General features: G+C 71.7%; 29 protein-coding genes. 12 read left to right on the top strand and 17 right to left on the bottom strand.

Features of this window, described 5'->3' with window-relative positions:
• The first annotated feature begins 69 nt into the window (after positions 1 to 69).
• The 4 genes from ACLJPY_RS22860 to ACLJPY_RS22845 are packed head-to-tail and all read left to right on the top strand — an operon-like array spanning position 70 to position 3380.
• Positions 70 to 843, top strand: a complete 774-nt coding sequence (locus ACLJPY_RS22860) for a maleylpyruvate isomerase family mycothiol-dependent enzyme (RefSeq protein ID WP_410591325.1) — start codon at positions 70 to 72, stop codon at positions 841 to 843.
• A 39-nt stretch (positions 844 to 882) separates the two neighbouring features.
• Positions 883 to 1311, top strand: a complete 429-nt coding sequence (locus ACLJPY_RS22855) for a MarR family winged helix-turn-helix transcriptional regulator (protein WP_410591324.1) — start codon at positions 883 to 885, stop codon at positions 1309 to 1311.
• Between the two features lie 41 nt (positions 1312 to 1352).
• On the top strand, positions 1353 to 1928 hold the full coding sequence (locus tag ACLJPY_RS22850; RefSeq protein WP_410591323.1) for a PadR family transcriptional regulator: 576 nt from the start codon (positions 1353 to 1355) through the stop codon (positions 1926 to 1928).
• Positions 1929 to 1937: 9 nt separating this feature from the next.
• Positions 1938 to 3380, top strand: coding sequence for an FAD-dependent monooxygenase (locus tag ACLJPY_RS22845; protein ID WP_410591322.1), 1443 nt, complete (start codon positions 1938 to 1940; stop codon positions 3378 to 3380).
• Between the two features lie 219 nt (positions 3381 to 3599).
• Here ACLJPY_RS22845 and ACLJPY_RS22840 read toward each other — a convergent pair whose 3' ends face one another.
• Positions 3600 to 4118, bottom strand: coding sequence for a GNAT family N-acetyltransferase (locus ACLJPY_RS22840; RefSeq protein ID WP_410591321.1), 519 nt, complete (start codon positions 4116 to 4118; stop codon positions 3600 to 3602).
• 10 nt (positions 4119 to 4128) lie between these two features.
• Positions 4129 to 5016, bottom strand: coding sequence for a TetR/AcrR family transcriptional regulator C-terminal domain-containing protein (locus tag ACLJPY_RS22835; protein WP_410591320.1), 888 nt, complete (start codon positions 5014 to 5016; stop codon positions 4129 to 4131).
• A 143-nt stretch (positions 5017 to 5159) separates the two neighbouring features.
• On the opposite strand from ACLJPY_RS22835, the gene ACLJPY_RS22830 reads away from it, so the two are divergent.
• Together ACLJPY_RS22830 and ACLJPY_RS22825 are read left to right on the top strand one after the other, a co-directional pair.
• A complete protein-coding gene (locus tag ACLJPY_RS22830) occupies positions 5160 to 5864 on the top strand; it encodes a DUF2306 domain-containing protein (RefSeq protein WP_410591319.1) in 705 nt (234 codons plus the stop codon).
• A gap of 90 nt (positions 5865 to 5954) precedes the next feature.
• A complete protein-coding gene (locus ACLJPY_RS22825) occupies positions 5955 to 6920 on the top strand; it encodes a chitinase (protein WP_410591317.1) in 966 nt (321 codons plus the stop codon).
• A 1-nt stretch (position 6921) separates the two neighbouring features.
• Here the strand turns inward: ACLJPY_RS22825 and ACLJPY_RS22820 are convergent, their stop codons facing one another.
• The 7 genes from ACLJPY_RS22820 to ACLJPY_RS22790 form a co-directional block, all read right to left on the bottom strand.
• Positions 6922 to 7752 (bottom strand): LysR family transcriptional regulator, encoded by an 831-nt coding sequence (locus ACLJPY_RS22820; RefSeq protein WP_410591840.1) that lies wholly within the window; start codon positions 7750 to 7752, stop codon positions 6922 to 6924.
• A 16-nt stretch (positions 7753 to 7768) separates the two neighbouring features.
• Complete coding sequence (locus tag ACLJPY_RS22815) at positions 7769 to 8146, bottom strand: DUF427 domain-containing protein (protein ID WP_410591316.1); 378 nt, start codon at positions 8144 to 8146, stop codon at positions 7769 to 7771.
• A 63-nt stretch (positions 8147 to 8209) separates the two neighbouring features.
• Positions 8210 to 8974 (bottom strand): HAD family acid phosphatase, encoded by a 765-nt coding sequence (locus ACLJPY_RS22810; RefSeq protein WP_410591314.1) that lies wholly within the window; start codon positions 8972 to 8974, stop codon positions 8210 to 8212.
• 81 nt (positions 8975 to 9055) lie between these two features.
• Positions 9056 to 10216 (bottom strand): THUMP-like domain-containing protein, encoded by a 1161-nt coding sequence (locus ACLJPY_RS22805; RefSeq protein ID WP_410591313.1) that lies wholly within the window; start codon positions 10214 to 10216, stop codon positions 9056 to 9058.
• Between the two features lies 1 nt (position 10217).
• The gene (locus tag ACLJPY_RS22800) at positions 10218 to 11183 is read right to left on the bottom strand and encodes a class I SAM-dependent methyltransferase (protein WP_410591312.1); all 966 of its coding nucleotides are present in this window, start codon (positions 11181 to 11183) and stop codon (positions 10218 to 10220) included.
• A gap of 4 nt (positions 11184 to 11187) precedes the next feature.
• Positions 11188 to 11967 (bottom strand): enoyl-CoA hydratase/isomerase family protein, encoded by a 780-nt coding sequence (locus ACLJPY_RS22795; protein ID WP_410591311.1) that lies wholly within the window; start codon positions 11965 to 11967, stop codon positions 11188 to 11190.
• Positions 11968 to 12021: 54 nt separating this feature from the next.
• The gene (locus ACLJPY_RS22790; protein ID WP_410591310.1) at positions 12022 to 12843 is read right to left on the bottom strand and encodes an ABC transporter ATP-binding protein; all 822 of its coding nucleotides are present in this window, start codon (positions 12841 to 12843) and stop codon (positions 12022 to 12024) included.
• Between the two features lie 323 nt (positions 12844 to 13166).
• Here ACLJPY_RS22790 and ACLJPY_RS22785 point away from each other — a divergent pair, with 323 nt between their 5' ends.
• On the top strand, positions 13167 to 13712 hold the full coding sequence (locus ACLJPY_RS22785) for a cysteine dioxygenase (protein WP_410591309.1): 546 nt from the start codon (positions 13167 to 13169) through the stop codon (positions 13710 to 13712).
• Positions 13709 to 14104: a rhodanese-like domain-containing protein gene (locus ACLJPY_RS22780; protein WP_410591307.1), complete on the top strand. Its 396-nt coding sequence runs from the start codon at positions 13709 to 13711 to the stop codon at positions 14102 to 14104. Before ACLJPY_RS22785 ends, ACLJPY_RS22780 begins: the two co-directional genes overlap by 4 nt.
• Positions 14105 to 14145: 41 nt before the next feature.
• Here the strand turns inward: ACLJPY_RS22780 and ACLJPY_RS22775 are convergent, their stop codons facing one another.
• From ACLJPY_RS22775 to ACLJPY_RS22760, 4 genes are all read right to left on the bottom strand, one after another.
• Entirely contained in the window at positions 14146 to 15135 is a 990-nt protein-coding gene (locus ACLJPY_RS22775) for an LLM class F420-dependent oxidoreductase (RefSeq protein ID WP_410591305.1), read from the bottom strand.
• Between the two features lie 65 nt (positions 15136 to 15200).
• Positions 15201 to 15791 (bottom strand): putative T7SS-secreted protein, encoded by a 591-nt coding sequence (locus ACLJPY_RS22770; RefSeq protein WP_410591303.1) that lies wholly within the window; start codon positions 15789 to 15791, stop codon positions 15201 to 15203.
• Positions 15792 to 15804: 13 nt separating this feature from the next.
• Positions 15805 to 16128: a hypothetical protein gene (locus ACLJPY_RS22765; RefSeq protein WP_410591302.1), complete on the bottom strand. Its 324-nt coding sequence runs from the start codon at positions 16126 to 16128 to the stop codon at positions 15805 to 15807.
• A 19-nt stretch (positions 16129 to 16147) separates the two neighbouring features.
• Positions 16148 to 16936: a hypothetical protein gene (locus ACLJPY_RS22760; RefSeq protein ID WP_410591300.1), complete on the bottom strand. Its 789-nt coding sequence runs from the start codon at positions 16934 to 16936 to the stop codon at positions 16148 to 16150.
• Between the two features lie 370 nt (positions 16937 to 17306).
• Between ACLJPY_RS22760 and ACLJPY_RS22755 the strand changes: the two genes are divergently transcribed.
• Positions 17307 to 17507 (top strand): hypothetical protein, encoded by a 201-nt coding sequence (locus ACLJPY_RS22755; protein ID WP_410591298.1) that lies wholly within the window; start codon positions 17307 to 17309, stop codon positions 17505 to 17507.
• Positions 17508 to 17509: 2 nt separating this feature from the next.
• Here the strand turns inward: ACLJPY_RS22755 and glgP are convergent, their stop codons facing one another.
• Positions 17510 to 20038, bottom strand: coding sequence for an alpha-glucan family phosphorylase (gene glgP, locus ACLJPY_RS22750; protein ID WP_410591297.1), 2529 nt, complete (start codon positions 20036 to 20038; stop codon positions 17510 to 17512).
• A 129-nt stretch (positions 20039 to 20167) separates the two neighbouring features.
• Between glgP and ACLJPY_RS22745 the strand changes: the two genes are divergently transcribed.
• A complete protein-coding gene (locus ACLJPY_RS22745; RefSeq protein WP_410591296.1) occupies positions 20168 to 21592 on the top strand; it encodes a neutral zinc metallopeptidase in 1425 nt (474 codons plus the stop codon).
• A 43-nt stretch (positions 21593 to 21635) separates the two neighbouring features.
• Here ACLJPY_RS22745 and ACLJPY_RS22740 read toward each other — a convergent pair whose 3' ends face one another.
• Positions 21636 to 22607 (bottom strand): tetratricopeptide repeat protein, encoded by a 972-nt coding sequence (locus tag ACLJPY_RS22740; protein WP_410591294.1) that lies wholly within the window; start codon positions 22605 to 22607, stop codon positions 21636 to 21638.
• A gap of 719 nt (positions 22608 to 23326) precedes the next feature.
• On the opposite strand from ACLJPY_RS22740, the gene ACLJPY_RS22735 reads away from it, so the two are divergent.
• Positions 23327 to 23734, top strand: a complete 408-nt coding sequence (locus ACLJPY_RS22735; RefSeq protein ID WP_410591293.1) for a hypothetical protein — start codon at positions 23327 to 23329, stop codon at positions 23732 to 23734.
• Position 23735: 1 nt separating this feature from the next.
• Here ACLJPY_RS22735 and ACLJPY_RS22730 read toward each other — a convergent pair whose 3' ends face one another.
• Positions 23736 to 24041, bottom strand: coding sequence for an MTH1187 family thiamine-binding protein (locus ACLJPY_RS22730; RefSeq protein ID WP_410591291.1), 306 nt, complete (start codon positions 24039 to 24041; stop codon positions 23736 to 23738).
• A gap of 77 nt (positions 24042 to 24118) precedes the next feature.
• On the opposite strand from ACLJPY_RS22730, the gene ACLJPY_RS22725 reads away from it, so the two are divergent.
• Positions 24119 to 24619, top strand: coding sequence for a MarR family winged helix-turn-helix transcriptional regulator (locus tag ACLJPY_RS22725; RefSeq protein ID WP_410591290.1), 501 nt, complete (start codon positions 24119 to 24121; stop codon positions 24617 to 24619).
• Positions 24620 to 24693: 74 nt separating this feature from the next.
• On the opposite strand, the gene ACLJPY_RS22720 is transcribed toward ACLJPY_RS22725, so the two are convergent.
• Positions 24694 to 25059, bottom strand: a complete 366-nt coding sequence (locus ACLJPY_RS22720; protein ID WP_004562934.1) for a DUF3817 domain-containing protein — start codon at positions 25057 to 25059, stop codon at positions 24694 to 24696.
• Between the last annotated feature and the right edge of the window lie 158 nt (positions 25060 to 25217).

Below are 25217 nucleotides of genomic sequence, written 5' to 3'. Positions count from 1 at the left end.
CGCGGAGGCCGTCTTGGGGGCAGCCGATCACGACCCCACGGCCGTCGCCGCACGGCCTACCGTGGACAGGTGAAGTCTTTGAGCCACGACCGGCTCGCCGGCGCCCTCGTCACCGAAGCGCACCGGTTCGGGACGGCGATCGCGGGCGCCGACCCGGCCGCGCGCGTCCCCACGTGTCCGGAATGGACGCTGCGGGACCTGGCCTGCCACGTCGGACTCGCCTACCACAAGACCGCCGTGATCATCGCGAGCCGGCCCACGGGTTACGTGCCGTTCGAGGCCGTCACGGTCGACGACCCACCCGCGTTCGAGGACCTCGGCGGCTGGCTGCGCGACGGCGCGGAGCGGCTCGTCGCCGCGGTGGCCGAGGTCGGCCCCGGAACGCCGACGTCGACGTGGACCCCGGATCGGCGCGCCGGGTTCTGGACGCGCCGGCTGACCCACGACACGGTCGTCCACCGCGCGGACGCCGCCTTCACGACGGGCACGCCGTTCGACGTCGACGCCGACCTCGCCGCGGACGGCATTTCCGAAGGCCTGGACCTCGTCGCCGTCTTCTCGCGCCGGCAGCACCCGGCACTGGACCGGACGTCCTTGCAGGGCACCGGCGAGACGCTGCTCTTCCGCGCCACCGAACCCGAAGTGGCCTGGTTCGTCCGGCGGACGCCGACGGGGGTCGAGGTTTGTCAGGAACCTGCCTCGGCAGCCGACGTCGTCGTCGAGGGGCGCGCCGTCGATCTGCTCCTCGCGCTGAACAGGCGCCTGGCGGCGGACGACGCCCGGCTCACCGTGTCCGGCGACGCGACACTGTTCGACCACTGGCGGGAGAACACGCGCTTCTAGCACCCTTTCGGGTCGAAGCAGTTGCGTAAGGTTCCTGTCATGAGTTCCGCCCCGACCGGGGATCGGCCCGGCTACCTGATCAAACGCGCGCAGCAGGCCCTGAACCAGACCTGCACCGACCGGCTGCGCCCCCTGGAACTGTCGATGTCGCAGTACGCCGTGCTGCGCGCGCTCGACGACCACCCCGGCGCGTCGTCGGCGGAACTCGCGCGGATCACCTTCGTCACGCGGCAGTCGCTGCGGGACGTCCTGGGCGGCCTGCAGTCGGCCGGACTGGTTGCCGTCGCCGAGCAGGCGCCGTCCGGGCGCGCCCGGCCCGTCACATTGACGCCGACCGGGCGCGCCCGGCTCGACGCCGCCGAAGACCTGATCACGCAGGTCGAAGCGCAAATGCTCGGCACGTTGTCGGCCGACCAGCGGCGCTACCTGGCGGAACTCTTGCGCACCTGCGTCGGCAACCTGACTTGACCGAGGTCGTATAGTCGGTTCCGACTAATAGGGAGCGACTAGTGCCGCCACGCAAGATCCGCAACACCCTCGCGCTGGCCCTGCTCGGCCTGCTGCTGGAACGCCCGATGCACCCGTACGAAATGGCGTCCACGCTGCGCGAGCGCCACAAGGGCTCGACGTTCAAGATCAACCCCGGTTCGCTCTACGACACCGTGGAGTCCCTGGCGAAGCACCGCTGGATCGAGCCCGTCGAGACGGTCCGCGAGGGCAACCGGCCGGAGCGGACCGTCTACGCGCACACCGAACTCGGCCGCCAGGAGTTCGTCGCCTGGCTCGACGAACTGGTCCGCGAGCCGGTCGCGGAGTACCCGAAGTTCGTCGCGGCGGTCAGCTACCTCGGCGCGCTCGGCCCGGAACGTGCCGCCGACGCACTGGAGGAACGCGCCCGCCACCTCGCCGAACGCATCGAAGGCGCGGACACGGCGCTGGCCGAAACCGTCGGCCAGGGCGCGCCGCGGCTGTTCATGATCGAGGTCGAGTTCGTCCGGCACGCGTGGCAGGCGGAGCTCGACTGGGCACGCCGCACAGTCGCCGAAATCCGCTCCGGCTCGCTGCCGTGGCCCGAACACTTCTGAGGGGAAACCGTGTCCGATCCCGATGTCCTCGTCGCCGGCGCCGGTCCGGCCGGCCTGCTGCTCGCCGCGGAACTCGCGCTGGCCGGCGTCCGCACCACGGTCGTCGAACGCCTGCCGGAGCGGCCGCCGTACTGCCGCGGCTTCAACCTGAACGCGCGGGCGCTGGACCTGCTGGCGCGTCGCGGCCTGGCCGAGGGACTGGTGGCCGAGGGGCACCGGGTGCCGCACGCACCGGCGACCGGCTTGCGCGGCCCGTTGCTGCTCGACCGCACGGCGACGGACCACCCGTTCTCGCTGGGCATCCCGCAGACCCGCGTCGAAGAAGTCCTGGAGGCGCGGGCGCTCGAGCTCGGCGCCGAGATCCTGCGCGGCCACGACCTGCGCTCGTTCACCCAGTCCGCGGACGACGTCACGACCGTGGTCCACAATGGACGCTTCGGCCGGACGATCCGGTCGCGCTTCCTCGTCGGCTGCGACGGCGGCCGCAGCACGGTCCGCAAGCAGGCGGGCATCGACTTCCCGGGCGTCGACGCGCGCTGGTACGCGCTGCTCGGCGACGTCGAGTGCGACCTGCCGTACGGTCCTTCGGCGGGTCCGGACGGGCGGAGCCTGTTCGTGATCCCGCGGCCGGGGTACGTCCGGATCGTGGTCCGGGAGGACGATCCGCCGTCGGACAAGAACACACCGGTCACGCTGGAGCGGTTGCAGGCGCAGGTGGACGCGGTGCTCGGCCGTCACGTCGAGCTGCGCGCACCCCGCTGGCTCAGCCGCTTCGGCGACGCGGCGCGGTTGGCCTCGAGCTACCGCGAAGGCCGGGTCCTGCTGGCGGGCGACGCGGCCCACATCCACCCGCCGGCCTCGGCGAACGGCGTGAACGTCGCTCTCGACGACGCGTTCAACCTGGGCTGGAAACTCGCGGCAACGGTCCGGGGAACGGCCCCGGAGGGCCTCCTGGACACCTACCACGACGAGCGGCACGCGGCGGGTTCGCGGATCCTGGCGAACACGCGGGCCCAGGTGGCACTGGAGGAGCAAGCGACGGAGCCATGGGCGGACCTGCTGCGGCGCGTGGCGGCCCACCCGGCGGGCAACCGGGCGCTGGCGGAGATCATCACGGGCTTGGACGCGTGCTACGAGCCGGGCGGCCACGCCTGGCTCGGGCGGCTGGTTCCGGACATGCCGCTGCGGGTTTCGGGGGCGGAGACGCATTTGGCGGCACTGCTGCACACCGGGCGGCCGGTGCTGGTGGACCTGACCGGCGCGTTCGCTGCCTGGTCGGCCGGGGTGGAGGTGCTCGCGGCCTCGAGTCCGTCCACTTCGGACGTCGAGGCGGTGTTGCTGCGGCCGGACGGGCACGCGGCTTGGGTGGGTACGAACGGTTCGGGAGATGCGGGGCTGGCGGAGGCGGTGCACCGGTGGGTGGGTGATGTCCCGGTTCCGGCTTCCGCGTGACCTCGGGGGTGGGGAGGCTGCGGCCGGTTCGACGCCGGCCGCGGATGACCGAAACCCGTTCGGTTGATCGGCATCCGGGTAATCGCCGGGCCCCGAAACTCCCCCGCCCTCTCCGGGGGGCGTCCCCAAGTCCATTCTATCGGTGGGGTCGGACAGGACCCCGGAAATCGCCGTTGGACGGCTGGGTTTTACACAATCACACCGCCCTGTGGACAACCCTCAGCGGGGGCGTTCGAGCACCGCGCGTTGCTCCACCCGGCCGTTCAAAATGAACTTGCTGTGCAACGAAAATCCGAGTTTCTCCACCACTCGCACCGACGGCTGGTTCGCCGGTTCGAACACCGCCAGGAGACGGTCCGTCCAGGCCGACTCGAACGCTTGGTCGCGGATTGCCGTCGTTGCTTCTGTTGCGTACCCGCGGCCCCACGCCCGAGGTGCTGTCCACCAGCCCATCTCCAGCGCCGGTCTGCCCAGGCCCGACTCCGTTGCGGTGCGCTTGACCAGGGACACCACTCCGTCGAACGATCCCGGCGCCGCCGATATCGCGAACCAGCCGAACCCGTGGTCCGCCCAATGGGAAAGCGTGGCGCGGTGCTTGGCCAGTGTGTACTCGTGGCTCCACGGCTCGCCCGTTCCCACGTAACGGACCGTCTCCGGGAGCTGGGCCAACGCGAACAAGTCGTCGAAGAACTCTTCCGACCACGCGTGCAGCGTGAGCCGTTCCGTGGTGATCAGCACCGGTGGCAGTCTAGTGGTGGCGCAGCAACGCAGCGATGCCGTCGAGCTGGCGCTGCAGGCCGAACTCGAACGCCTCGTCGAGGTCCACGTCCTCGATGCCGGTCATCACTTCGGTCAGCGTGGGGAACCGGCCCGATTCGAGGAACCTCGTCAGCAGCGCCATGTCGGCCTGCAGGCGCTGGTCGCCCGTGATGCCCGTGTCCTGCTCCGCCTGGACCTCGAACGCGTTGCTCACCGCGAGCCCGCCCACCCAGCCGTTCAGCGTCATGATCACTTGCAGCTTCGCCCGCCGCTTCAAGCCGGTGCCGGCCAGCGCTCGCAACGACCAGTCGACCAGCCGCAGGCCCGCCGCCAGCACCGGCGGGCGGACCAGCGAATTGAGCAGGATCGGCGCCAGCCACGGGTGACGGCGGTACGCCCGCCACTGCGCGCGTGCGGCGAGCTCGAGGCGCCGCCGCCACTGCTCCGGGCCCGGTTCCGGCAGCTCCGCCTCCCCGAGCGCCACGTCGGCCATCAGCCGGAGCAGCTCGTCCTTGTCCGGGACGTGCCGGTACAACGCCATCGGGCCGACGCCCAGCTCCGCCGCCAGCCGCCGCATCGACAGCGCCGCGAGACCCTCGGCGTCGGCCAGGGCGATGCCCGCGCGCACCAGCGCGTCCCGGCCCAGCGGCGGCTTGGCCGGCGTCCGGTCGGCCACCACCGTGCCGCTGCCCGGCACCGCGCGCACCCAGCCCTGCTCGCCCAGCGCGGACAGCGCCTTGGCCGCGGTCGCCATCGCGACACCCCACTCGCGAACCAGTGCCCGGGTCGACGGGACGCGATCGCCCGGCCGCAGCTCGCCCGCGGTGATCCGGCGACGCAGGTCCGCGGCGATCCGCAAGTAGGGCGCCTCGGCCACGCACTCCTCGATCCGTACTAGAACAGTTGCCGATCGGTGGTAGAACAGTTTCAGGGTACTCCCCTATTAGTTGCCGCCGTTGTTGTCGTTCAGTTCCGCCGGTCCATACGGTTCGGATACACCGTACGAGCCAAGGGGGCAACATGACGACAACTGAACAGGCCGCACCCGCAGCCCGCGTCGCGACACCGTGGTGGCGACGCCCGTGGGTCTTCCCGCTGGGCCTGCTCGTCACCGCCTTCCTGGTGTTCTCGCTCCCGCCGTACCTCGGGCTCGACCCGGCCCGGTCCCGGATCCCGGCGCCCACGGCCTGGTACTACCCGGTGCTGGTCACGCACATCGGCTTCGCGACCATCGCCATGGTGACCTGCGCGCTGCAGATCTGGCCGTGGCTGCGGCAGAAGCACCCGGCGGTGCACCGCCGCACCGGCCGGGTGTATGTCTTCGCCGGCGCGATCCCCGCGTCGATCGCCGGCTTCGTCATCGCGCTCGCGGCGCCGTTCGGGCCGGTCGGCGCCGTGTCGAACGTCCTGCTGTCGCTCCTGTGGTTCGGCTGCACCGTGCAGGGCTACCGGATGGCGCGGGCGCGCCGGTTCGGCGACCACCGCCGCTGGATGGTCCGCAGCTTCGCGCTGTGCATGTCGATCATCAGCAACCGGATCTGGGGCGTGGTCTGGGTGCTCGTGCTGACCCCGCAGCTGGACACGACGTTCGGCGGCAGCGGGGTCGCGCTGGGCCAGGCGATCGCCGGGATCACGACGTGGACCGGGTGGGTGCTCCCGCTGCTGGCCGCCGAGTGGTGGCTCGGCCGCCGCCCGCGCCGCCGCAACGCACCGTCACCGGCGTAGCCCGTCCGGCCTATGGTCCGCACCAGGGTTAATGGTCTATACCAATGAGGACACTTTCCGCCGCCGCGCCCACCGTCGTGGAGGTTCCCCGTGCGTCTCCGTTCCCTGCTGGCCGCCCTGGCCGGAGCGACCCTGATGAGCACCGCGTTCGCCGCTCCGGCCGGCGCGGCGGCCGGCTCGCCGATCCCCGTCGGTCCCTACGTCGACATGGGCGCGTGGCCGACGCCCAGCCTGTCGGCGATGTCGGCCGCGAGCGGCGTCAAGGGCTTCACGCTCGCGTTCGTCAACTCCTACGGCTGCAAGGCCAGCTGGTTCGGCGCCTACGACCCGCGCACGGCGTGGCAGCAGGAGGAGATCGCCAAGATCCGCAACGCGGGCGGCGACGTGAAGATCTCCTTCGGCGGTGCGTCCGGCATCGAGCTGGCGCAGGCGTGCAGCACGTCCGCCCAGGTCGCAGCCGAGTACGACGCCGTCGTCAAGGCGTACGGCCTCAAGTACGCCGACTTCGACATCGAGGGCGCGGCCGTCGCGGACCCGGCGTCGATCGCACGCCGCTCCCAGGCGTTGAAGACACTGCAGAACAACAATCCGGGACTGAAGATCTCGCTGACCCTGCCGGTGCTGCCGACCGGGCTCACCGCGGACGGGCTCAACGTCGTCAAGGCCGCCAAGGACGCCGGGGTGAACCTCGACCTCGTCAACATCATGGCCATGGATTACTACCAGGGCGCCGGCGACCAGGGCGCGAAAGCGATTTCGGCGGCCAAGGCCACTCAAGCGCAACTGAAGTCGCTGTACGGCCTGGGTGACGCGGCGGCGTGGAAGAAGGTCGGCGTCACCCCGATGATCGGCGTCAACGACTCGCAGAACGAGATCTTCTACCAGAAGGACGCGAAGGCGCTGGTGGCCTTCGCGAAGACCGTGCACCTGGGCATGCTGTCGTTCTGGGAGCAGGGACGCGACGCGAACGCCTGCACCGGCGCGCTCTACCGGTGCACCAACGTGCCGCAGGCGCCGTACGAGTTCGCGAAGATCTTCGCGGGGTACACGGGCTGAGTCACCACCGCCCGGCGTCCGCGAGCAGTGCGTCGCGCACCGCCGCGGGCCCCGGGCGGCACGGCTCGGTCCGGCTGACCACGTACAGCGTGTTGATCGGTGGCTCCGCCGGCTCCAGCAGCGCCACCAGCTCGCCCGAGGCCAGCTCGGCCGCGCAGAGGTACCGCGGCAGCACGCTCACGCCGAACCCCGCCCGCACGCAGGCCAGCACGCCGCGCAGATCCGGGACGACCACGGCTGGCGCGGCGGGCGGGCGCGTGCCCAGCACCGACCGCCAGTAGCGGCGGACGATCGGCAGGTCCTCCGCGTACGCCACCAGAGGCGCGGTACGGAGGTCGCCGGAGAACCCGGGCGGGCCGACCAGGACGAACTCCTCGTCGGTCAGCGGGGTGGCCGTGAAGCCGCGGCCGCGGGGGCGGATCGTCGAGACCACCAGGTCGAAGCGGCGCTGCGCGAGGCCCGCCAGGAGGTCGTCGGCCAGGCCGAACGTCACCCGCAGGCGGAGTCCGCGCGCCACCAGGGCCGCCAGTGCGGGCAGGACGCGGGCCGTGGTCAGTTCGGTGGGTCCGGCCAGGTGCACCGGCGTCGCGAACGGGTCGGGCTGCCCGGCCGTGACGTCCGCCAGCGCGTCGATGTGCGGGGCGATCCGGGCCGCCAGCTCGTCGGCGGCCGAAGTCGGCGTCACGCCCCGGGCGCGGCGGACGAACAGTTGCCGGCCCAGTTGCTCCTCCAGGGCCTTGACCTGCGCGGTCACCGTCGGCTGGGACAGGCCCAGTGACGGTGCCGCGCCGGTCAGTGAACCCGCTCGGTGGACGGCCAGGAACGTCCGCAGCAGGTCGAGGTCCAGCTCAGTCCTCGACCAGCTCGATCGAGTCCACCACGTTCGGGTAGAACGCGACGTGGTCCTTGATCGGCGCGACCGCGTCGTACGGCTTCTCGTACGTCCAGACCGCGTTCTCGCCCTTCACCTCGCCGGCGTTGAGCGTGTAGTAGCCGGCCTCGCCCTTGTACGGGCAGTACGTCTCGTGGTCGGTCCGCTCCAGCACGCTCGCGTCGACGTCCGCCAGCGGGATGTACTGGACCGCCGGGTAGGACGCTTCCTGCAGCGTGAGCGCGTTGCGGCTGTCGGCGACGACGCGGCCGCCCGCCTTGACCACCACCCGGGCCTTCGTCGGCTCGACGGTGATCGGGTGGTCCGGGCCCGGCTGAAGAACCTGCTTCGCCATGTCAGCTCCCTAGGAATCCTGTGTACAGGGAGCAGCACGCCGGACCCGGCGGATATTCCGCGATCAGGGCAGGTAGTACATCGGGTTCGGCAGCTTGACCGGACGCAGCGCGTAGCCGCCTTCGAGGTCGCTGAACTGGTCACCGAGGTTGAGCACGATCTTCGCGCCGGTCGCCTCGATGTGCGCCCGCGTGCCCGCCTTGTACTGGACGGTGGTGCAGGTCAGCCCGCACGGGAGGTAGGCAGGCGCGGCGGTCTTCGGCTTGAAGAACGCCCCGGCCGGGGCGGGGTAGCCCTCGCCGGCCAGGTTCTTCAGCGACTGCGGTCCCTGGAACTCGTTGCGGCCGGTCAGGAAGTACACCTTGACGCCGTGCTGCGCCGCCCAGTTCGCCAGCTCCAGCACCGGCTTGTTCGCCACGAACGTGCCGTTGTCGATGGCCTGCTGCTGCTTGACCGGGTCGAAGCCGAAGTCGTTGTCGGCCTCCCAGCCGTAGGTGACCTCGGCCGTGTCGTCGACGTCCAGCACGATCGCCGGGTTCTTCACCCGGCCCAGCGACCGCTCCAGGTAGTGCTTCGCGTCCGAGACGATCCGGTCGGTGTCCTTCGCGAACCGGCTGGTGTCGGAGTAGTGGTGCTTGCCCGCGGCGTCGACGTAGTCGCCGTAGTACGCCTTGACGTCCAGCTTGACCTGGCCGATGTTGGCCGGCTCCTTGGCGCGGGCGGCCGTCGACTCGTCCGAGCCCGCCAGTGCGGTGGCTCCCGAAGCGACAGTGGCGCCGATGGCCGCGGCGGCGGCGAGCTTGACGAGACCTGACCAGTTGCGGAACACGTGAATCCTCCAGCGGTGACTTGCCGACCCGCGGAACCTACGTCACGTTCACCCGGAGTTCCACCCCTCGAAAGTTCCCGTTCACTTTCCGGCGCGGCACAGAAACGCCACTGGTGAGCGCCCGATGCGCGTGAGGACGACCGACGCTTCGGCGCCACCACGTGGTTTCAGCCGTCGGCGCAGTGCGTCCGGATCGACGTCCAGGCCCCGCACCAGGATTTCCAGCCGCCCGACGTCGTGTCGCTTGAGGACGGCCTTCAGTGTCTTTTCGCTGTAAGGACACTGCTCCAGTACGCGGAACGCCCGCACGCCCGGCGGCGGGGTGTCACCGGTCAGGTACGCGATGCGTTCGTCCAGTTGCCACAACCCGTGCCGCGCCCCGTAGTGGCGGACCAGGCCCGCACGCACGACGGCACCGTCGGGATCGACGATCCACTCCCCCGGCGCCCGCACGGGCAGTTCGTCCGGTTCCGCATCAGTGACCGTCCACTGTGTCCCATCCGAGCGCAGCACGGTCGCCCGGCGGGTGACGCCGGTGCCGAGCCCCCGCCACAGACAGGACTCGCGAACCTGGCCGTCCAGGGACACCAGCTCGACCTCCTCGGCCCACGGCGTGAGCGCGAAGTCGAGGCCCGGAGCGCACTTGACCGCCAGTGGCCGCCCGGGGTACGCCTCGACCAGCCCGTCCAGCGGCGGGGCGAAGTCGGCGGGTTTCCACGCCCGGCGCCCGGCGGAGTCACGCCGGGCCGGATCGGCGACGACGACGCCCGAGCGGCTCACCGGATGCAGGGCGTCGGCCCGCGCCAGCCCGAACCCGACCCCGGCGGCGAGACCGTTGTGCCGCGCCATTTCCAGCCGCACCGGGTCCACATCGGACCCCAGCGCCCGCCGCGCCACCCGGGCGATTTCGACGAGGTCGGCGCCCACCGAGCACGTGACGTCGTGGACGTTGAGCCCGGCCAGCCGCGAAGCGCGGTGCCGCGCCACGATCGACGCGCTCGCCTGCTGGAGCGCGTCGGAGGTGAACAGCCAGTCCACACCGGACAGCTTGCCGACGGCTTTCCGTCGCAGCAGCACGGTTTCCAGGACGGCGGCCGCGTGCTCCTCGCCCACGAGACGGCGGACGGCCGCGACGGACGTGATCCGGTCGGTCAGCGGCAGCGCCGCAACCTCGGCGAGCGCCGCCGCGCCCGCGCCGGAACGCAGGTAGGCGACGTCACCGAGGCTGAACGAGTAACCCAATTCAGGACGGCCGCTTGGTCCCGGTGATCATCACGTTGTAGAACAGCTCGCGCGGCAGGATCTTGGCCAGCACCTTCTTGTCCACGGCGGACAGCCGCAGCCACAGGTGGTAGGCGAACATCCGCCAGCGCACGGTGAGCTTCTCGGCCGGCACGGCGGCCTCGAACGTCCGGATCGGCCAGCCGGCCAGCGCGGCGGCGAACTCCTCGGTCACCGCGCGGACGTCCTGGGCGCCCGCGCCGCGGGCCCACGACTCCAGCTCCGACGGGTCGAAGGTGTGGATGTCGACCACAGCCTCCAACGCGGCCGCGCGCGACGATTCGTCCAGCTCCGACTGCGGACGCCGCCAGCCGCTCAGCACGGGCAGCTTGGTCACGCGGGTGGTCAGGAACCAGGTGAACTGGCCGAGCTTGCGGGCGTAGAAGTCGCCGATCTTGGTCGGCTCGCCGGCGAAGACGAACCGGCCGCCCGGCTTGAGCACGCGCAGCACCTCGCGGAACGCCGCCTGGACGTCCGGGATGTGGTGCAGCACCGCGTGCCCGACCACGAGGTCGAACGTGTTGTCGTCGTACGGGATGCGCTCGGCGTCGGCGACCCGGCCGTCGACGTCGAGACCGAGCTTCTCGGCGTTGCGCAGCGCGACCTGGACCATGCCGGGCGAGAGGTCGGTGACCGAGCCCTTCTTGGCCACGCCGCCCTGCATCAGGTTCAGCAGGAAGAAGCCGGTGCCGCTGCCCAGCTCCATCGCGTGCTGGTAGGGCTGGCCGTCCTCGCCCGCGACGGCGTTGAACACGTCGGTGGCGTAGGAGATGCAGCGCTCGTCGTACGAGATCGACCACTTCTCGTCGTAGGTGCCGGCTTCCCAGTCGTGGTAGAGCACGTTCGCCAGCTTGGGGTCGGCGTAGGCCGCCTGGACCTCTTCGGCGGTGGCGTGCGGGTTCGGCGCCGGGTCGTTCACGTCGGTCAAGGCGTCATTTCCCTTCGAAAGTGGCCTTGCCGGGCCCGTTTTCGATGAACGACTTCATGCCGTTCTTCTGGTCTTCGGTCGCCCAGAGCGCGGCGAAGAGGTGCGATTCGAGCTTGAGCGCGTTCGGCAGGTCCAGGTCGAGACCGCCGTCGATGGCCGCCTTCGCCGCGCGCAGGGCCACGGCGGGGCCTCCTCCGAACTGGGCCGCCCACTTGTGCGCGGCCGCGTAGACGTCGTCCGGGGCGACGACCTGGTCGACGATCCCCAGCTGCAGGGCCTCTTCGGCCTTGACGAACCGCCCGGTGTAGACGATGTCCTTGGTCTTGCTCGGCCCGATCAGGCGCGCCAGGCGCTGGGTGCCGCCCGCGCCGGGGATGACGCCGAGCTGGATCTCCGGCTGGCCGACCTTGACGTTGTCCCCGGCGACCCGCCAGTCCGCGGTCAGCGCCAGCTCCAGGCCGCCGCCGAGGGCGTACCCGGTGATGGCCGCGACCACCGGCTTCGGGATGTTCGCGATGGCCGCGAGGGTGCCGGTGAGGTTGGCGCCGAACTTGGCGATCTCCGGGTACGTGCGGGTGGCCATCTCCTTGATGTCCGCGCCGCCCGCGAAGGTCTTCTCACCGCCGTAGAGGATCACCGCGCGGACGTCGTCGCGCTCGGTCGCCTCCTTCGCCAGCTCGGCGAGCTCGGCCGTGACCTGGGCGTTCAGGGCGTTGACCGGTGGCCGGTCGAGCCGGATCGTGCCGACCCCGTCCTTGACCTCCAGGGTTGCGAACTCTCCCACGCCCATCCTCCTCGTTGACGATCTGCCAGCACGCTACCGGTCGGTAGGGACAGCCTAGCGACGGCGGGCGAAGAAGCGATCCCCGGAGCGCTCCAGCACGAGGTCCTGGTCGAACGTCTTCGACAGGTTTTCGCTGGTGATGACGTCGTCGACCAGGCCGGACACCACCGCGCGCCCGTCACGCAGCAGCAGCGCGTGGGTGAACCCCGGCGGGATCTCCTCGACGTGGTGGGTGACCAGGATGAGGGCCGGCGCGTCCGGGTCCATCGCCAGGTCGGACAGCCGCGCGACCAGGTCCTCGCGGCCACCGAGGTCGAGGCCGGCGGCGGGCTCGTCGAGCAGGATCATCTCCGGGTCGGTCATCAGCGACCGGGCGATCAGCGCCCGCTTGCGCTCGCCCTCCGACAGCGTGCCGAAGGTGCGCTCGGCCAGGTGCCCGATGCCCATCGCTTCGAGCAGCTCGGTCGCGCGGGCGGTGTCGAGGGTGTCGTATTCCTCACGCCAGCGGCCGAGCACCGCGTAGCCGGCGCTGACCACGACGTCCTTGACCAGCTCGTCGCCCGGCACGCGCTGGGCGATGGCCGCCGACGTGAACCCGATGCGCGGGCGCAGGTCGAAGATGTTGACCCGGCCGATGCGCTCGCCGAGGAGGTCGACCTCGCCGGTGGTCGGGTGCAGTTCGGCCGCGGCGAGGCGCAGCAGGGTGGTCTTGCCCGCGCCGTTCGGGCCGAGCACCACCCAGCGCTCGTCCAGTTCGACGGTCCAGTCGAGGCCGGCGAGGAGGTCGTTGGTCCCCCGGCGGACGCCGACACCGGCCATCCGGACCACGAGGTCGTCAAGTTCGCTGGGCTGGATCGGCTCGCTCACGAGGCCCATTCTGTCTGCCGTCGCGCGCGCGTGCGCACCCGCCCGGGTGAGACGGCGAACCGGCAGGTCGGGCAGTGTCCACGACGTGGAACGCCGCACCGGGGAAGAGCAGCGGGCGGCGTCGTTGTGGCAGGATCGCTGGCATGTCAGCCGACGCGCCCGCCACCGGGATCACCCGGGGTTCGTTCTGGCGCCGTCGCACCATCGACCTGCTCCTCGTCGCTTCGGCCGGGTGTACGCGGGCGCGGCTCCGCTGATCCCTCGCGCCCTTGGCGCGTGCGGTGCCGCGCTGCCCCGGCGTCCCGATCCGTCGCGTCCGAGGAGCACCCGCGTTGACCACTTCCCTGGTTCGTCCGCCCGTCGAAATCCACCCGCAGCTCACCGACCCGCTGCTGCCCGAGCTGCTGCACCCGTCGCGGCTGCTCTGGACCCCGCGTGAGCTGGCCGACCTGACCGCCACCGTCACCACCGAACTGACCGCCGGCCTGCGCGGCATCCTGCGGTTCGACGAGGACCGCCGCTGGTGGGCGCGGCTGGCGCTGACCGACGGCGTCGAGCTGTGGCTGCTGTCGTGGCTGCCCGGCCAGCGGACGAAGCCGCACGACCACGGCGGCGCGTCCGGCTCGTTCACCGTCCTGCAGGGTGAACTCGGCGAGGAGTACCGCTACCCCGGCGGGCCGATCCGGCGGCGCACGCACGTCGCCGGCCAGGGCCTCGGCTTCGGCGCCGGCCGCGCCCACCAGGTCACGGGCATCGGCGACGAGCCCGCGGCCAGCGTCCACGCGTATTCGCCGCCGCTGGTGCCGACGCGGGAGTACGACACGCTCGCCGACGTCCCGGCGGAAATCCCGCCGCTGCCCGCTATCGTCCGATCATGAGCGCTGTCGACTCGCTGCTGGCCTCCGCACGAGCGGGACTGGACCGGGTGACCCCCGTCCGGGCCCGCGAACTGCAGGAAGCGGGCGCGCTGGTCGTCGACATCCGGCCGCTGGCGAACCGCTCGGCTGAGGGCGAGATCCCGGGCGCGGTGATCGTCGAGCGGATCCACCTGGAGTGGCGGCTGGCCCCGGACAGCGAGTGGCGGCTGCCCGCGGTGACGCGGGACACGCGGGTGATCGTGGTGTGCAACGAGGGCTACTCGTCGAGCCTCGCGGCGGCCGACCTGCAGCGGCTGGGCCTGCGCGGGGCGACCGACCTCGAGGGCGGGTTCCGCGCCTGGGCCGCCGCCGGCCTGCCCGTGCAGGCAGGCGGCAGCCCGGCGGTGCCTTAGCAGCCCCCGTTTTCCACGCTACCGGAGGGGACCGACAGTTCTCAGTCCGCGAGCGCCGGGGCGACGTGTTTGGTGAACAGGTCGATGCCCGACCGGTCGTACGCGGCCTCCGGGAAGTTCAGGATCGCGTACGACATCCCGCGCTTGCCCAGGGCGGCCAGGTGCTCGGCGACCTGCTCCGGCGTGCCGGCCGTCGGGCCGCTCGCGAAGGTGGCGACCGCGCGCTCGGCGGCCTCCGCCGGGACGTACTTCTCGTAGTGCGCCTTCAGCCAGGCCTGCTTCTCCCGGACGTCGCTTTCGGTCTCGCCGAGGACGACGCCGAGGTTGCCCGAACGGACGATCGCGTCGAAGTCCGTGCCGACGTCCTTGCAGTGCGCCGCCAGGATCTCCGACTTGTGGGTGAACGCTTCCGGCTCGGGGAAGAAGTTCGTGTACCGCGCGTACTTCGCCGCGATCCGGAGCGTCTTCTTCTCGCCGCCGCCGGCGATCCACAGCGGGATGCCGCCGTCCTGCAGCGGCCGCGGGCTCAGGATGGCGCCGTCCGTCCGGTAGTGCTTGCCGTCCAAAGTGGACTTTCCGGTCGTCCAGAGGTCGCGCATGATCTGCACGCCTTCGTCGAGCTGGCCGAGGCGCTCGCCGGCGGACGGGAAGCCGTAGCCGTACGCCCGCCACTCGTGCTCGTACCAGCCCGCGCCGATGCCCATTTCGACCCGGCCGCCCGAGATGAGGTCGGCGGTCGCGGCCACCTTCGCCAGGTAGGCGGGGTTGCGGTAGCCCATGCAGGTGCACATCTGGCCGAGCCGGATGGTCTCCGTCGACGCGGCGAACGCCGAGATCAGCGACCAGGCCTCGTGCGTGGCCTCCTCGGTCGGCACCGGCACGGTGTGGAAGTGGTCGTAGACCCAGATCGATTCGAAGGGGCCCGCCTCCGCGTGTTTCGCGAGGCCGAGCATGGTCTGCCAGTGGTCCGCGGGGTCGATGCCGGCCAGGTCGAGCCGCCAGCCCTGCGGGACGAACATTCCGAAGCGCATGGCTACAACTTAACCCGGCCTCCCGGCCGGTGCGGCGTGATTTCCGGGCCTGGAGCAGCTCAAGGTCAGCCGCGGGCGAGGTGGTCGAGCACCGCGTCGCAGAGGTCCTGCAGGTGACCGCGGTAGGCGACGCGGTCGACGTCGCCGAGCCGCGGATCTCCCGGCTGTCGCGGCTCCTCCGGCTCGGGAGCCGCGGCGCCGCCGCGGAGCGGCGGTGCCGGCGGCGGCAGCGGGGGCCCGGCCGGGACCCCCGCTGCCTCGGCGTGTTCGGGCAGCACCGGCCGCAGTTCGGCAAGCCTGGCGGCCGCCTCCCGGCAGGCCGCTTCCGCCGCCCCCGCCGCCTCGACCCGCTGGACCTCCAGTCGGGCCAAGCCGTCCGACAGCGGCTCGTGCCGGCGCCGTTCGCCCAGCTCCGACAGGGTTTCGGCGTAGTCGTCCAGTGCCCGGGACGCGAGGTGGTGGGCGTCGGCGGCCGAGCTCAGCTCCTTCGCCAGGCGGCCACGCGCGTCGGCGAACGCGTCGTGCGCGGCTCCCGCCCACCCTTCCGGGAGAAGCAGGCGCACCTCGGTGTCGAGCTCGTCGAACAGCCGCGCCAGCGCCTCGAGCCGGGCGGCCTCACCCCGCAGCAGGTTGACGGTGCCGGGATCCCAGGTCACGTCGGCCGCCCGCTCAGCCGAGGCCGGCCGGGTCGGACGGTTCCGGCGCCCCGATCAGGCCGACCGCGCCGAGGGCGTCGGCGTCCCGGCCGGCGTACAGGCGCGCAGCCCGCTCGAGCCGCGCACCGAGCTCGCGCGCCTCCCCCAGCAGGAGCGTGGCCGCGCGCGCCGAAGCGTCCTGGAGGTCGTCGAGGGCGCGGCCGAGCAGCACGTCACCGGCTTGCTCGGCCTTGGCCGTGTAGCGCAGCTCGGGGCGGGCCGCGGACTCGGCGGCCAGGGCACCGAACCGGTGACCGGCGGCGCGCAGCAGCACGGGATCGGCTTCGAAGCCGTTCATCGGGGACCGTCCTTCGTGGTCAGTTCGGGAAGCCGTGAACCAGTTCGGCGATCAGCGACCGGGGGATCGAGAACGCGCGCTCGGCGCCGATCCCCCGGCTGCTGCTGGGGTTGAGGAGCAGACCGCAGTCCGCACGGTGGGCCACCGCGGCGAGTTCGCGTCCGGTGCCGGTCACCGACAGCGGCCAGTGGCACCCGGCGGTGTCGCGGTAGTCGTCCAGCGCGCCTTGGTCGCCGAAGGCGCACAGCCAGGCGCCGCGCGCACCGAGGTCGACGACCGCGGGCACGTGACCGCTGTCGGCCGGTGCGCACCAGAACCGGTCCAGGAACCACCGGACCACGCCGGCCGAATCCAGGTGGAACCCCTCGATCGGGCTGCTCGGGACGGTCCGGGCGGGACCGGTCGCGAACCGGCCCTCCGCTTCCCGGATGTCCGGCTCGCCGAGCGGCCGCCGGCGGCTCCGCAGGCTGACGAACAGCTCGTCCCGGAACGGCTTGAGGTCCCGCTGGAAGCTGCGGGCCGAACGGCCGAGCAGGTTCTCCAGGCGAGCGGCCAGGTTCCGGTCCAGCGGCACCGGCTCCACGTTGTAGGCCACGTGCACGAGCCGCTCCAGCTTCGGTTCCGGCTCGACCATCGACCGGAGCACTTCCATCAGGCGCAGGTAGACGACGGCGCAGACCCGCTGCGCGGGATCGGCGTCCCCGACACCCCAGAATTCCCGGAGTTCGGGACCGAGCGCCTCGCGCAGACCGGAAACCCGCACACCCGCGTTTTTGTGCAGCTTGCCCACCGCATTCTCGACGCGCACGCGGGCTCGGGGATCAAATCCCTCAGCCGGCCGGTCCTGCCCGGTCATCGTCCTCCCCGCCTCCACAATGGAGCAGCATCATAAAGGATCCGTGATCCGTCAAGGCAAGCCCTTTACCCACGCACGTCACCTGCGGAAACTCGTCGCCACCTGGGCTTATGCCAGGTTTCGGTCAAATTGATGACACATTGTCGCCCGCCTTTCGTCGCGGAGTCGACAAATCTGCTTTCCGGTTCCCAAACCGTACGGTCGTCCTTGACCTGTTTGTGGCGAAACCGCAGATCAGCGCACTGTGAATGGATCAACGCCCGTACGTTGATTCCAACGGCCCGTTCCCGAGCGGCCAACCGACACTCCCGGGAGTACCACAGTGGAATTGATCTTGATTGCGGTTTTGGCGTTCCTGGTCGGCAGCCTGGCGACGGCGCGCGTCGCTGCCTGGCTGCCGCGGTCCAGGGAAGTCGAAGCCGGCCGGGTCGCCGAGCTCGAAGCCCGGCTGCAGGCCGTCGAACACGTCTGGTGCACCGGCCGGCCGGTGCTGCCCCCGCCGCCCGGACGGCGGCCGTGGTGAACTCAGGCCAGGACGACCCGGGCCAGCTCCGCCGGGGTCGCCAGCAGGCCGTGCCTCGGCAGCACCCGGACCGTGTACCCGATCGCGCCCGGGCGGGGCAGCTTGACCCGGGCCGCGAACGCGCCGATGCCGTCGCCGGTCATCGGGACCGTCACCGGGTCGTGCAGCTCGTCGTCGTCGCCCACGCGGCCGACCACCGCCTGGATGTCCACTTCGGACGGGTCGAGGCCGGCCAGGTCGATGCGGGCCCTGATCGTCACCTCGGTGCCCACCACCAGCGGCTCGGTCGCCTCCACCAGCAGCTCCGAGTCGAAGATCCGCAGCCGCGGCCACGACACGTCGAGCTTCGTGCGGTAGTCCGCCAGCGACAGCGCGCCGCGGTAGCCGTCGCCGGTCGCCGCCGCCACCGTCCGGGACGCCGGGAGGTAGCCGTTGTCGACGTACTCGCGGACCATCCGGGACGCCTGGACCCGCGGTCCGAGCGTCTCCAGCGTGTGCCACACCATCGACAGCCAGCCCGTCGGGACGCCGTCGGGCGAGCGGTCGTAGAACAGCGGCGCGATCTGCTGGCCGAGCAGCTCGTACAGCGCCGCCGCTTCCAGGTCGTCGCGGCGGAGCGGGTCGGCGACGCCGTCCGCGGTGGGGATCGCCCAGCCGTTGCTGCCGTCGTAGCACTCGTCCCACCAGCCGTCGCGGATCGACAGGTTGAGCCCGCCGTTCAGCGCCGACTTCATCCCCGACGTCCCGCACGCCTCCAGGGGCCGCACCGGGTTGTTCAGCCAGACGTCGCAGCCGCGGTAGAGGTAGCGGGCCATCGACATGTCGTAGTCGGGCAGGAAGACGATCCGGTGCCGCACGTCCGCGCCGTCGACGAACCGGACGATCTGCTGGATCAGCTGCTTGCCGTTCTCGTCGGCCGGGTGCGACTTGCCCGCGACGACGACCTGGATCGGCCGGTCTTCGTGCAGCAGCAGGGTGCGCAGCCGTTCGGGGTCGCGCAGCATCAGCGTCAGCCGCTTGTACGTCGGGACGCGGCGGGCGAAGCCGACGGTCAGCACGTCCGGGTCGAAGACCGAGTCCACCCAGCCCAGCTCCAGCGGCGACGCGCCGCGCTGCAGCCACGCGGCGCGCACCCGGCGCCGCACCTCGTGCACCAGCTTCTCGCGCAGCTCCCGCCGCAGCTCCCACAGCTGGGCGTCGGACACGCCGTCGCGCAGCGGCCCCTCGCCGGTGTCGAGGCCCCACTCGCGCCCGAGCAGCGTGCTGAGCTCACGCGCCACCCAGGTCGGGCCGTGGACGCCGTTGGTCACCGACGAGATCGGCACCTCGTCGTGGTCGAACCCGGGCCACAGCCGGGAGAACATCTTGCGCGTGACGCGCCCGTGCAGCTGGGAGACGCCGTTCGCGCGCTGCGCCAGCCGCAGGCCCATGTGCGCCATGTTGAACAGGCCGGGGTTGTCCTCGGCGCCGAGCGCCAGCACCCGGCGCGGGTCGATGTCGGGCACCAGGCGCCCATCGGCGAAGTAGCGCTGGACCAGGTCCACCGGGAACCGGTCGATGCCCGCGCTGACCGGCGTGTGCGTGGTGAACAGCGTCCCGGCGCGGACCGCGGGCATGGCCTCGTCGAACGCCAGGCCGTCGGCCTGGACGATCTCGCGGGCGCGTTCGAGGCCGAGGAAGCCCGCGTGTCCCTCGTTCGTGTGGAACACCATGGGCTGCGGGTGCCCGGTCAGCTCGCAGTACTTGCGGACCGCGCGGAACCCGCCGATGCCGGCCAGGATCTCCTGGCGCAGCCGGTGGTCGGCGTCGCCGCCGTAGAGCCGGTCGGTGACGCCGCGCAGGTCTTCGTCGTTGGCCTCGGTGTCGGTGTCGAGCAGCAGCAGCGGCACGCGCCCGACGCGCGCCTGCCAGATCTGCGCGCACAGCTCGCGCCCGCCCGGCATCGCGACGCCGATCAGCACCGGACGGCCGCCCGCCGTCAGCAGTTCCAGCGGGAAGGCGTTGGGGTCGATCACCGGGTAGTGCTCGACCTGCCAGCCGTCCAGCGACAGCGACTGCCGGAAGTAGCCGTTGCGGTAGAGCAGCCCGACGCCGACCATCGGCACGCCCAGGTCGGACGCGGCCTTGAGGTGGTCGCCGGCCAGCACGCCCAGGCCGCCGGAGTAGTTCGGCAGGGCTTCGGTGACGCCGAACTCCATCGAGAAGTAGGCGACCGCGGACGGCAGGCCTTCGTCGTCGCGGCGCTGGTACCAGCGCGGCTCCGACAGGTACTTCTCCAGGTCCTCGGCCGCTTCGCGGGCCCGGGCGAGGAAGTCGTCGTCGACGGCGAGCTCGTCGAGCCGGGCCGGTGGCAGCGCGGTGAGCATGCGCAGCGGGTCCCGGACGGCGTTGAACAGCTCGGCGTCCATGGACGCGAACAGGTCGCGCGTCGGCGGGTGCCACGTCCAGCGCAGGTTGGTGGCCAGCGCGCCCAGTCCGGACAGGGAATCCGGGAGGCTGGCGCGGACGGTGAACCGGCGGACTGCACGCATGGGAAGCGACGATATCGGGCGACCGCCCGCGATGCGCAGGGAGGACTTCGGGGATTACGTGCACGCTGCGCGTATGCGCTGGGTAGGGTCCTGCCGTCGGTACGGGTGGGCACGAGAGCGAGTGGACAGATGATCCCAGGGGGAGGACGGCGGGCGCTGGTCGCGCTGGTCGTCGCGGCGGTCGCCGTGAGCGGGTGCAGCGGCAAGGGCGGCAGCGGGCCGGTCGAGGACACCGGCGCGGGATCCGTCGCGGGGCTGCCGGTGACGCACTTCGAGAGCGGCCTCAGGCCGGACGCGCCGACGCCGAGCCTGAACGTCAGCAACGCCGACGGCGGTGAAGACGACAAGCTCGCCACCGCCGCGATCGACGACGTCCAGGCGTACTGGGGCGAGCGGCTGCCCGCCGACTTCGGCCAGCAGTTCGAGCCGGTGAAGTCCCTGCTGTCCTACGACTCGCAGACCGACACCGAGAAGACCGGCTGCGGCAGCGTGAAGAAGCTCGTGAACGCGTTCTACTGCCCGGTCGACGACTCGGTGGCCTGGGACCGCGGCGTGCTGCTGCCGATGCTGCGCCAGCGGTTCGGCCCGATGTCGGTGGTCGTGGTGCTCGCGCACGAGTTCGGCCACGCTGTGCAGTACCGGCTCGGTGACAAGGCCGGCGTCGGCAAGAGCACCCCGACCGTGGTCAAGGAGCAGCAGGCCGACTGCTTCGCCGGCGGCTACTTCCGCTGGGTCGCCGAGGACAAGAGCAAGTACTACCGCGTGTCGACGTCCGAGGGCCTGAACCAGGTCATGGCGGCGATGTTCCTGATCCGCGACCAGGCGGGCACCAGCGCCGCCGACAAGGGCGCGCACGGCACGGCGTTCGACCGCACCTACGCGTTCCAGGCCGGGTTCGAGAAGGGCCCCAAGGAGTGCGCGGGGATGACGGCCGAGAACGTCAAGGCGCGCCTCACCGAGCGGCCGTTCGACAAGGGCGACAAGGGCAAGGGCGACGCGAAGTTCGACGAACAGGCGGTCGCGCTGCTGAAGAAGAGCCTCGACGAGGCGTTCAAGGGCGCCCAGGTGGCCGCGCCGGAGATCACCGACGGCGGCAGCTGCCGGACCACGCCGCCGGCGTCGTACTGCCCGGGCGACAACACCGTCAGCATCGACATGGCCGAGCTGGCCCGGCTCGCCCAGCCCATCGACCGCGACGCCGAGATGAAGGGCCAAGACCCGGGCGGCATGGGCGACTTCGCGGCGTTCGCGGAGGTCGCGGCGCGGTACGCGCTGGGCATCCAGAAGGGCGTCGGCGCGTCGATCGACAACGCGAACGCGGGCCTGCGCACGGCCTGCCTGGTGGGCGCGTGGGCGGCGTTCACGAACCGGCCGGGTGACCTGCGGCTGTCGGCGGGCGACCTCGACGAGGCCATCGCGGACCTGCTGCAGCCGGAAAGCCTGGTGTCGGCGGACGTCAACGGGAAGCGCCCGGACAGCGGTTTCGACCGGGTCGAGGCGCTGCGGCGCGGGTACCTCGAGGGTTCGTCGGTCTGCTCGAAGCAGTACGCCTAGGTGTGTGGGCCCCCACCGCGAGGTGGGGGCCCCTTCTCGTGATCTAGAAGAGGGCGCTCGCGAGGTCGCGGCGGGCCTTCATAACGCGGTCGTCCGCCGGGTCGAACAGGTCGAACAGCGCCACCAGGTGCTCGCGGACCTTGTTGCGGTCCTCGCCCGCTGTGCGGCGGACGGTGTCGATCAGGCGCTTGAAGCCGGCCTCGACCTCGTTCGCCGCGATCTGGAGGTCGGCCGCGTCGAGCTGGGCCGCCAGGTCGGCCGGGTCGGCGTCGGCCTTGGCGATGGCGTCCGGGTCCGCGTTTTCGGCGCGGGCGGTGAACTTGACCTGGGCCAGGGCGTTCTTGGCCAGCTCGTTCGCCGGTTCGACGTCGAGGATGCGTTCGTAGGCGGCCTGCGCGGCGGCGAAGTCGCCCCGCTCGAAGGCCTCTTCCGCCTCGGTGAAGCGCGGGTCCTCCGGCTCCTCGACCGGGCCGCCGGCCGCCTCGGCGTCGCGGATGCCGGGCAGCTTGTCGCGCAGGGCGTCCAGGAGCGCGGAGATCCACTTGCGGATCTCGGGCTCGGGCAGGGCGCCGGAGAAGGCGTCGACCGGCTGGCCGCCGGCGATGGCGACGATCGTCGGGATGGACTGCGCGCCGAACAGCTGCGCGATCCGCGGGTTCGCGTCGACGTCGACCTTCGCGACGACCCAAGCGCCACCGGACTCGGCGGCCAGCCGCTCCAGGACCGGGGACAGCTGCTTGCACGGGCCGCACCACTCGGCCCACAGGTCGACGACCACGAGCTGGTGCAGGGACCGCTCCACGACCTCGGCCTGGAAGGTGGCCTCGGTGACATCGATCACGGCCCCACCCGCGGCGGGCCGCGGCGGGCCGTCGCCCCCGGCCGGGCCGGTGGGCGGGGCCGGCTGCCGCTGCGCCGCTTCGGCACGGGCTTTGAGCGCGGACAGGTCGACCGCGCCGGACAGGGCGGCGGACAGGGCCGCTGACTTCGCTGCAGATCCGCGTGGTTGTGTCACGGTTCCATCCTGGCACGCGCGCCGGAGGAGTTTCACCGGGAGCCCGGCCTGTCCACGGTCTGGCACGTTCCGCGGTGGGTGGTGGATCGGGGTCGGCGGCGAGCCGCGGTGGGTGGCGGGCCGCGATCGGCGGCGGGTGGCGATCGGCAGCGAGTCGCGAACGGCGGCGGACCGGCGGCGGCGGCGGATCACGGTTGGCACCGGGTTGCGGACCGCGGCGGGCCGGTGCCGGCGGCGGCCGCGGCGGATGCCGGGCCGCGGTGCGCGGCGGGCCACGATCGACAGCGAGACGCGAACGGCGGCGGCGGGCCGCGATGGGTGCCGGGCGCCCCGGCGGCGGCGGACCACGGTTGGCACCGGGCCACGTTCAGCGGCAGGCCACAATCGGCAGCAAGTAGCGGTCGGCGGCGGCCCGCGGTCGGCGGCGAGTCGCGGACGGCAGCCGGCCACGCTCGGTCCCGGCTCGAGGTGGGCGGCGGGTCGCGGTCGACGCCAGGCCACGCGTAGCGCCGCCTCCGGCCCCCGGTATCCAGCTTACCGACCGGCACCGACAATTCCGCACCGCAAGCACCGCTCCCCGGAAACTGTCGGTGGCCACCGGTAGCGTGGAAACCGGGGGCTGCTCAGCCGCCCTGATCACCCACCGGCCGCCGTGGGTTTGCGCACCTCGCGGCCCGTCCGCTTGGCAGGGACGGCACCGCTGGGGCAGGCTCACCCGGGTGCACATCCGGCGTGACGTGAAGGTGGGCCTGTCGGTCGCGGCCGCCGCTGTCTGGGTCGGGGCCGTGACGCTGCTCATCGTGCACCAGCCGGATCCGGGGGCCGGCTCGCCCGGTGAACTGCACGACCGGCTCGCCGCCGCCCTCGCCCGGCACGATGCCGATGCCTTCGCCGACCTGCTCGACTACCCCGGCTCGGGCGGTGGTGACTTCTCGAAGGACTACGTCTCGGTGCTCGCCGGGCGCGGGGTCCACGACGTGCGCGTCGAGCTGGGCCCGGATGCCGGCTCGCCGACCCGGGCGACCGTCTCCGGTGCGCTCGGCGACGGCACGCCCTTCAGCTACCCACTGGCGGTGACGAGCGAAGACGGCCGCTGGACGGTCGCCTTCACCCCGCCTCTCCCCTAGCTCAGTCCTCGCGCAGGTGCGCCTCGATCCGGTCCACCTTGGCCGCCAGCTGGCCGGAGAAGCCCGGCCGGATGTCCGCCTTCAGCACCAGGCTCACCCGGGACGACCCTTCGCCCGCGGCCTCAACCGCGCGCTTCACGACGTCCATCACCTCGTCCCAGGACTCGCCCTCGATGTTCGTGAACATCGCGTTGGTCGAGTTGGGCAGGCCCGACTCGCGGACCACCTTCACCGCGCGGGCCACGGCTTCGCTCACCCCGCCGTCGGGGTCCCCGCCGGACGGGCTCACGCTGAACGCGACGATCATGCTCGGAAGTCCCTTCTTCGGTGGCCATTTCCGCCAGTCGTGCGACACGCCCCGGTACCCGCTGGTAACTTCGCGTCATGAACCGTCCGCTGCCGTTCGACCCGATCGCCCGTGCGGCCCGGATCTGGGAGGACCGGATCGGGCCCTCCGGGACCATGGCCGCGGTGACCGGGGTGATGCGGGTCCAGCAGATCATCCAGTCCGCGGTGGACGGCGCGCTCAAGCCGCACGGCCTGACCTTCGCCCGGTACGAAGCGCTGGTGCTGCTCACCTTCGCCCGCAGCGCCAGCCTGCCGATGCGGGTGATGGGCGAGCGGCTCCAGCTGCACCCCACCAGTGTCACCAACATAGTGGACCGCCTGGAGCGCGACGGGCTCGTGAAGCGCGTGCCGCACCCGACGGACCGCCGCACGACGCTGGTCGAGATCACCGACGAGGGCCGCAAGCGCCGCGAGGCCGCGACCGAAGCCGTCACCGCCATCGACTTCGGGCTCAGCGGGCTGACCGGACGGCAGACCGAGCAGCTGACGGACCTGCTGACGAAGGTGCGCCGCGCCGCAGGGGACTTCAGCGAGTAAGCGTTCTGCTGCGCACTGTCCACAACAGAAAAAGGCCCGCGCCGGGAGCGCGGGCCTTTCTCACGTTCTGGGAATCAGGCGGCGACGGGTTCCTTCGCCTGGAACAGGCCGACCCCGCCGTGGGACAGCCGCTGCGGGCCGTCCAGCTTGCCGTTGCGCAGCGCCCACTTCTCGAACAGCCACGTGAACAGCGGCGGGATGCTCGCCAGCAGGGCCAGGACCAGCGTCTTCGGGCGCCAGCCGAGCGGCTTCGCGACGGACAGGGAGACGACCACGTAGAGGACGAAGATCACGCCGTGCACCATGCCGATGACGGGCACGCCGCCCTCGCCGGAAGAGTGGACGACGTACTTGAGGAACATCCCGACCAGCAGCGCGGCCCAGGACAGGGCTTCGGCTACTGCGGCCACGCGGAATACGAGAGCGGCCTTGCTGGACACTGCTTCCTCCTGTGGGGTCTCACCACGTTGGTCCAAGACATCAGAAAACGCCCGACACACCGTCCAAGGCGGACTTGCCTCGAACGTCAACGGCGCTGTCGGACGTGGTGATACCCAGTGTGAGGCGTGATGGCCCTCACGGGAACACCGGGTCCCGT

This window comes from Amycolatopsis sp. lyj-23, assembly GCF_046549135.1.
In the GTDB taxonomy this organism is placed as follows: Bacteria; Actinomycetota; Actinomycetes; order Mycobacteriales; family Pseudonocardiaceae; genus Amycolatopsis.
The sequence above is the reverse complement of the archived record's forward strand: the minus strand, read 5'-3'. Positions and strand labels throughout refer to the sequence as shown.